General features: G+C 57.2%; 7 protein-coding genes. 1 reads left to right on the top strand and 6 read right to left on the bottom strand.

The window, feature by feature from the left end:
- Nucleotides 1-401 (top strand): hypothetical protein (locus tag H5U08_RS06355; protein WP_297031375.1); only part of this gene is annotated, 401 nt, incomplete at its 5' end.
- A gap of 133 nt (nucleotides 402-534) precedes the next feature.
- Here the strand turns inward: H5U08_RS06355 and H5U08_RS06350 are convergent.
- The 6 genes from H5U08_RS06350 to H5U08_RS06325 all read right to left on the bottom strand — a co-directional run bounded on the left by H5U08_RS06350 (nucleotide 535) and on the right by H5U08_RS06325 (nucleotide 7,496).
- Nucleotides 535-1,524, bottom strand: a complete 990-nt coding sequence (locus tag H5U08_RS06350; RefSeq protein WP_297031373.1) for an ATP-dependent 6-phosphofructokinase — start codon at nucleotides 1,522-1,524, stop codon at nucleotides 535-537.
- Between the two features lie 53 nt (nucleotides 1,525-1,577).
- Entirely contained in the window at nucleotides 1,578-2,537 is a 960-nt protein-coding gene (locus H5U08_RS06345) for a carbohydrate kinase family protein (protein WP_297031372.1), read from the bottom strand.
- A 118-nt stretch (nucleotides 2,538-2,655) separates the two neighbouring features.
- The gene (locus H5U08_RS06340) at nucleotides 2,656-3,306 is read right to left on the bottom strand and encodes a phosphopantothenoylcysteine decarboxylase (protein WP_297031370.1); all 651 of its coding nucleotides are present in this window, start codon (nucleotides 3,304-3,306) and stop codon (nucleotides 2,656-2,658) included.
- Nucleotides 3,307-4,086: 780 nt separating this feature from the next.
- A complete protein-coding gene (locus H5U08_RS06335) occupies nucleotides 4,087-4,662 on the bottom strand; it encodes a hypothetical protein (protein WP_297031368.1) in 576 nt (191 codons plus the stop codon).
- Nucleotides 4,663-4,973: 311 nt separating this feature from the next.
- On the bottom strand, nucleotides 4,974-6,008 hold the full coding sequence (locus H5U08_RS06330) for a hypothetical protein (protein ID WP_297031366.1): 1,035 nt from the start codon (nucleotides 6,006-6,008) through the stop codon (nucleotides 4,974-4,976).
- 105 nt (nucleotides 6,009-6,113) lie between these two features.
- Nucleotides 6,114-7,496: an NAD(P)(+) transhydrogenase (Re/Si-specific) subunit beta gene (locus tag H5U08_RS06325; protein WP_297031365.1), complete on the bottom strand. Its 1,383-nt coding sequence runs from the start codon at nucleotides 7,494-7,496 to the stop codon at nucleotides 6,114-6,116.
- Between the last annotated feature and the right edge of the window lie 166 nt (nucleotides 7,497-7,662).

The raw sequence follows: 7,662 nt of genomic DNA, 5'->3' as shown, positions 1-7,662 counted from the left end.
TGATCGGAGCAATTAAGACGACGAAAACGGCCGCCAGCTTCGAGACAACCGGGCTTGTCCTCGCCCTGTATCGTAAACATTTTGGGCAAATCCCCGTTGCCACCACCTGTTCCCACTCTGTCCTCGATGTGCAGGCTACCCTGACTGATGCCAGGGACGCGGTCGTGCTTGCCGTGGTCAATCCGACCGCGGAACGGCAGCATCTAAAGCTGCAAACCACCGCGGTCAAGCTGGAAGCGCCCGGCCGGGCATGGGAAATGGCCGGGGATGATCCGATGCTTTTCAACGAACCGGGAAAGCCACCGCGTGTGAGCATTGTGGAAAGAGAAGTTCCCGACGCGGGGAAGGTCGAAGTAGCACCCTACAGCGTCACTCTCATTCGTTTTCCCGCCAAGAGGTAAAAGGTTGCTCGGATAGTCGGCGTGAAGCGGGGCAACCTCGCGACGCCCCTCCGCAGCGCAGGTGACGGGGCATGCCCACCGCTGGCCCCTGCCAGTAGAGGAACTTTTTCTGGCGTGGCGGCAGCCACCGGATTCAGGAGGCGAGCGTCTCCAGGAGACGTACCAGGTCCTGAGGAACCGGCTTGTGCGCCGCGTACGTTTCTTCAAACGGGACGAGAACAAGTTCCCCCTGCCGTTCGCCCGCCATACACCCGGTCTTTCCCGCCAGAATCGATCGCACGGCGAAATCTCCCAGTCGGGCGGCCAAAATACGGTCCTGGGGCACGGGACTTCCTCCACGCTGGAGATGCCCGAGAGCAAGCACGCGGGTTTCGAACGGACATCCGTTTTCACAGAGAGCCTTTTGAAGAGCAGCGGCACCCCCACGCTCGTCACCCTCGGCCGCGATCATCATCACCGAAGTCTTGCCGCGGGATTTCAGTTCGTGGAGTTGGCGGATGATCTCGGATACATCGGTGGGAGTTTCGGGGATGCATGCAATTTCCGCGGACGCGGCGATTGCCGTATAGAGAGCGATGTACCCACTGTGTCGGCCCATCACCTCCACGAGGAACATCCTTTCGTGCGCATCCGCCGTGTCACGCAGTTTGTCAACCGCATCGACGGCCGTGTGCACCGCAGTGGCGAAGCCGATGGTGTAGTCCGTGCCCAGGAGGTCATTATCAATCGTCCCGGGACATCCGATAATCTGTCCATCCCAATGTTTGGCGAGGGCGACCGCCCCGTGAAACGTGCCGTCCCCACCGATAGGGATGAGAGCATCGATCTTATTTTTCCGCAAAATCTCCGCCGCCCTTTTCTGGCCTGCCTCTGAATAGAATTCCTCGCAGCGACTGGTGTGAAGAATGGTTCCCCCTCGCCTGCCGATATCGGACACACTCCGCAGCGACATGCGTGGCTCACCCTGCTCGTTGAGGAAGAACTCTTCCCGCAAAAGGCCGGAATAACCGCGACGGATCCCAATCACCTCGTGCCCGGCTGAAATTCCTGCCCGTACGATCGCCCGCACACATGCATTCATGCCAGGGGCGTCGCCACCACTGCAAAGAACGGCAATCCGCATGGTCTCCTCCCAGACGTTTTTTCGCAAAGAATTAGCGTTCCGTTGCGGGGGCGTCAAATCGACGTGATTTCCAATTCGTGACTTGCCAGAAACGCCTCCGCCTCGGCGCGATTGAAGACGCCTTCGGTCGTTCCAATTGCCCGCACACAACTGGCTCCCAGGGCACTGCCCCAGCGCACGCAGCCTTCGGGGGACTCGCCGAGAAGTAATCCCATGATAAACCCCGCGTCAAAGGCATCACCTGCGCCAGCGCCCCCAACGAACGTTGTGGGATACACCCCAGCTCGGAAACTCCCCCGCTCTCCCACAAAGAGACAGCCTTTTTCGCCCAGCGTGATGACGACATTCCGTGCTCCCATGTCGTGGAATCGACGGGCTTGCTCGATGGGATCGGACACACCGAGGATGATCTCACCCTCGTCGTCATTGGGCATGAAATAATCGACGTGGGGAAGGATTTTCTTCAAAATTGGTTGAAAATCTTTGCGCTCCATGAGGACAACGTCGAGAACAACTGTTATGCCCCGTTGGCGGGCGGTCGCCAGGAGATTGGCGAAGTCATCGGTTTCCACACCTGGCATCATCAAATACCCGCCGATGTAGAGAACTTGAGCCCCTTCTAACCAAACGGTTGGGATATCGCTGGTCCGAAAAACCACATTTGCACCCGGCGTGCTGATGAAGCGCCGGTCTTCACCCTGCACATTGACAATCATAGTGGCTGCCGTGCCAAATTGCGGTACGGCGCGAATTCCCGCAGTATCCACACCGGACCTTTTGAGCGCTTCCTGAATGAACTGGCCGAAGAAATCTTCCCCCACACATCCTGCCACGCCCACCGGGACGTCCAATTTTCGCAAATCGACGGCCACGTTTGCGGCACAGCCCCCCAGCCCAAGCTGAATGCGAGAAGTGGGCACGAGTTCACCGGCTTTCGGAAGTCTTTCGATCGGTTCGCAGGCAATGTCGGCGAACAAAATGCCGGCCGATATAACCTGGAGAGCCTGGGACATGCCGATTCCTCCTGCATTTGTTCACCGAGTCGGCGGCCAACAGTGTACCTCGACCTCACTCCTCGCGGCAGTCGAGCTGCCTCCGACTTGCGCCGAACTCGGAGATCTGGCGTGGATTTCAACCACCCCCACTGGTGTTTGACAACTTCAAAAACCTTTGCTCGATCAATTCCCGCAAGCGAATGGCGATATCCGTTTTTGTTCCAGCCCACTCGGCAAGACAGGTCCCCTGGGAATCCAGAATCTCTACGGACGACCACTCTGCTCCGATCGCCGAGGGACGGTTGACAATCATCAAATCGCACCGTTTTCTTTGAATCTTTTCCAGGGCGTGTTGCCTCGCATTGTGTGTTTCCAGGGCAAAACCCACAATCCATTGATGCCGTTTCATCATACCAAGTCTGGCCAGGACGTCGGGGGTCTCCACAAGGCGAATTGTCAGCGGAGCACCCGATTTGACAATTTTTTGCGAAGCCACCTGTTCCGGGCGAAAGTCACAGGGCGCGGCGGCACCGATCACGCCGTCGCATTCTGGAAAAACGGACTGGCAGGCCTTGAGCATCTCCTCTGTCGTTACTACTGATATGACTTCCGCTTGCGGGGGATACTCGATGGCCACAGGTCCTGACACAACGATGACGCGATGGCCAGCGGTGCAGAATGCATCCGCCAGTGCCCTGCCCATCCGTCCTGAAGACGCATTGGACAGGAATCGCACCGGATCCAGGAATTCACGCGTGGGCCCTGACGTGATGAGGACGGTGGCCATCTTTCACCTAGCCAACTTTGTCAACTCTGTCTGCCACATCCCAAAACAGTAGTGAGAATAACCGATGGCACAATTTTCGCCTTTCGGGAACATCAATGCGGCTTCTCGGTCGCCACGTTGAGTGCAACAGTAATCAGCACACAGGATCCGCAATATAGCAAAATGTCTCCCCGTCAGCGCAAACGCAGACGGTTGGAATCTCGGCCAGCGCGCAATTGACGGCGGATTTCCACCTTGGTGAGCCACGTCAATGTAACGTTGCAAGTTTATCGAAGAACGTGCGTTTTTTCCAGTTAGCCTGCTGCAGCGATTTTTCGCTCTTGATGGGAAAACGCCGTTTTGTCATACTCTCACGCCTTTCCACGTTGCCGCAGTTTCAAACGAGCGATTGTTGACCGGGCCGAAGCATTCTGGAAGAGTGATTGAGCTGGAGCGGAGATCCATGACCAGCAGGTTGTCGCGTCGTTGCCGGAGCATGGTGAGCGTTCTGATTTTGTTGGCAAGTTTTCTGAGTGTTGCTGGCTGTACTTCGGTGCCGCCCCAGAACGAATTGACACCCGCTTCGGACTTGTCTCAGCTTGCCCGCCAACTTCGCCCCGCTGATCCAAGCCGCGAACCATTCACCTTCAGTAACGAGGCGCGAGCGATCGAAGAAGACCTCGGGGTTGGAAAAAAAAACTCCCCTGTTCCCGGCGACACGAAATAAACAAGGCCCCGCAGACAGAACGGGGCCTTGTATTGCACAGGTCGTTTGTGGGAAAGCGAGGATCGATTCCGAGATCAATAGTTGCTTCCCGCGCCGCCTTCTACATTTCCCACCATGTGCAGGTGGTCGTGGTCGATGTAGACCACTTCGACAGCTTCCTGGTTCTGCGTAGTGTAGGGAATTGGCCAGCCGACCTTGACTGTTTCCGTGAAGTAAATAGTGCACTTCCAGTGGACGTGGTGCAATTGGGCCGGGCCTATCAGTGGATAAACGCGCGGTGGATCGATCGAGTCGGTGATCAACTCCTTCACAATCCGCACATTTCCCCGCTGGACCTCGTGAAGGAGAGGCAGACCGCCTTCCACACCCCGTGCCTTTTCCAACGCGCGGATCACTTCATCGTCGGACGGCTCATCCAGGGCCGCGTGCGGGGCACCCTCAACCAGAGGCGGAAGGATCGGCATTTTCTTATACCGCTCCTCTTCCCAGGCTTTATCCTCGAACTTCTTCTGAAAATACGGGGAAACGGGGATTGGGTAATTGAGAACTCCCCAGTCAATGGGGCTCATTGCGGTTCCACAGCCTGTGAGGAACAGCAGTCCACCGCCCAATAGGCCCCACAATCGCAGTCTTCGAAGTCCTCGCGCCATGTACCGCTCCTCAACTAGCGATCGTTACTGTTTCCATTCTCGGTTTGCCGGGCTTGATGACGCCTCAGGCCGGTCACGCTATGGGCCGGACCGGGACTGTGAAACCCGGCGTGATTTTGCCATGTGGTAGACCGGCTACATCATTTATCGTGAGAATCTACTCCGAACTTGCAGGATTTTCCCGAGATGAGAGAGAAAAGGATGGTAGCGGTCCTTCCTGCCGGTCCGGCCCTGATGCTATCGCCACGGAAAGGAACTTTTCTCCAGGCCCGCAAAGGGACCCGCAACAGTAACCCAGCGAGCAGAAAGACTCACTTTTGGAGGAGATTCTTTTTGCAGAACTCCGTGATCAACTCGACTGCGTTTTTTTCTTCGGAGTCGAGTTGAGCAAACAGACGGCCGTCCCGCAGATCAAACGACCGTCGCGGTCGCCCATCGGGCGCGGCCCGGCGGTCCCCATTATGGAAGCACCAGCCGGCAGCCCCTCCGCGGAAGGCGCCCTCCAGATCGGCAACGAAGTCTCTGGCGGATGGCTGCCACGAGCCAAAATCGCGACGGAATGGTTCCTGATAGTGAACTGGGACAATCTTGCCTATCTTCTGTAAAGTGTCCAGATACTCACGTGTTTTTGCCTCCGTTTGCTGGACTGATTGGGCGTTTCGAGGCCGGTGCGGCGCGATAAAATCCAATCCCACCCGCATGACATATTCGCGCAACATATCCGGCGGAATGTCCCCAGCATGCGAAGCCGTGACAAGCCGACTGGAATCGAGGGAACGAACCTCACGCCGGAGCACGCCGAGGTCGTCGATGGAAGTGAAACGAGAGTCCCGGATGTTGCGTTCGTTGGAGAGATCGAGGTACCAGTTTCGGTAATCCTTAAGGTGCTCCACGAGCGAACGAACCGCGCGAAGATGCGCATCCAGCGATTGGAGCCTCCTGGGCCCGGTCACTCCATTGCCCCGGGAGAGCGTGATATCGACGATCATCCCATGGGCGTCGCACCAGCCTACGATTTCACGGAGCTTCAGCATCCCCGGTTCCCAGGGGTTGCCCTCCGGGTCGACGGCATAGGCTTTTTGATCAAAAGCTGCCCAGTTTGCCCATATTCTAATCCAATTCAAGCCGAGCCTTTTGATCTCCCTGAGATCTTCAGTCCAGGTTTCGCGCGGGGCCCCGAGCCCGCCGTAGTAACTGATGCCCAGCAGGAAGGTGGGCTCACCATTAATCGTGAAACGCGAGCCCTCAATGCCCAGGACGGTGTGGGTCTCGGCTGAGGCCCGGCTGGGGACGATCGAAATTCCCAAGAGAAAGATCAACAGCCATGCGACAAACCTGCGATGCATGGGAAGCCTCCCCCGACCGGGTTTTTGCCAATCAATCTGCCATCAGATCGATTGTCGGGTTGGACGATCCCGCAATGACTTGACCGCCACTTTGGGGGTATTGTCTCAACTTTCCTTGATGGCGGCAACCAGGTCGAGCACCGCACGCTTGCCATCCGCAAAGAACATCAGGGTGTTGGGAGCGGCAAACAGAGGATTGGGAATGTTTGCAAAGCCGGGGCTGAGACTCCGCTTGATGACCACGACAGTCTTGGCTTTATCCACCTCGATAATCGGCATGCCCGCGATGGGGCTTTTGGGATCGGTCTTGGCAAGAGGATTGACAACGTCGTTAGCCCCCAGGACGATCGCCACATCGGTTTCGTTGAGGATGGCGTTGATCTCGTCCAATTCTTTGAGCTTATCGTAAGGTATTTCCGCTTCTGCCAGCAAAACATTCATGTGGCCCGGCATGCGGCCTGCCACAGGATGAATACCGAACAAAACCTCGATCCCCCGCGATTCGAGCAAATGGTAGAGGTCCCGCACCGCGTGCTGAGCTTGAGCCACGGCCATCCCGTAACCAGGAACGATCACAACGCGGCGAGCGGTATCGAAAAGCATGGCGATTTCTTCGGCTGTGGCCGATTTCACCGTCCGATAGACCTCGTCGGCCTTGGCAGCCTCTTCACCCTCCTGAAGTACTCCGAAGAGGACATTGAACATCGAGCGGTTCATCGCCTTGCACATGATATTAGTCAGGATAATGCCAGACGCCCCGACCAGCGAACCCGAGATGATCAGCACGGCATTTCCCAGGACGAATCCAGTCGCTGCCGCTGCCAGTCCGCTGTACGAGTTCAGGAGGGCGATGACGACGGGCATATCGGCTCCGCCGATCGGATTCACCAGCGTCAAGCCCAGCACCGAGGAAAGAGCCACGACCACCCAATACCATCCGGTGGAGGATGGATCGAGCACGCCCAGTGCACTCGCTCCCACGGCCAGGAGGCCCAGCACTGCGTTGATCGGCTGAAGAAGCGGATATCGAATCGGTTGCCGAAACGCCTTGTATTCTTCCAGTTTCGCAAAGGCCAGCAGGCTACCCCAGAAGGTGACCGCGCCAATAATGGCCGAGGCAAACGTGGCAATCGCGACGTCGCTGAAGGGTGGCGGCGGAGTCCGAATCAGCTCGGCACCGGCAACCAGGACGGAAGCCGCCCCACCGAAACCGTTGAGCAGGGCCACCATTTGCGGCATGGCGGTCATGCGGACCTTAAGGGCCAGTACCGCTCCGAGGACACCCCCAACGATCAGTCCCAGGATAATCCAGTGATATTCGATGATCGAACTGTGAAAGAGCGTCGCCAGGATAGCGATGAGCATCCCCAGGGCCCCGGTCAGATTTCCGCGAACCGCGGTTCGCGGATGGGTCAGGCCTTTAATGCCCAGAATAAACAGGACAGACGCTAAAAGATAGGCCAGAACAATCACACTCTCGGGAATCACGTCCGTCGCACCTTTCTTTCAATCTGTTATTCACTCTGTCCGAGATTGTGATAGGAATCGGACATGCTGTATTTTTCACCGTTGACTTTGCTGGCGCAGCGGGTGTGGGTAAGGTACACCCGGTGTCTCCGGGGCTGACTATTTGCGTTTAAACATGTGCAGCATT

It is taken from the genome of Thermogutta sp. (assembly GCF_014359955.1).
In the GTDB taxonomy this organism is placed as follows: Bacteria; Planctomycetota; Planctomycetia; order Pirellulales; family Thermoguttaceae; genus Thermogutta.
The sequence above is the reverse complement of the archived record's forward strand: the minus strand, read 5'-3'. Positions and strand labels throughout refer to the sequence as shown.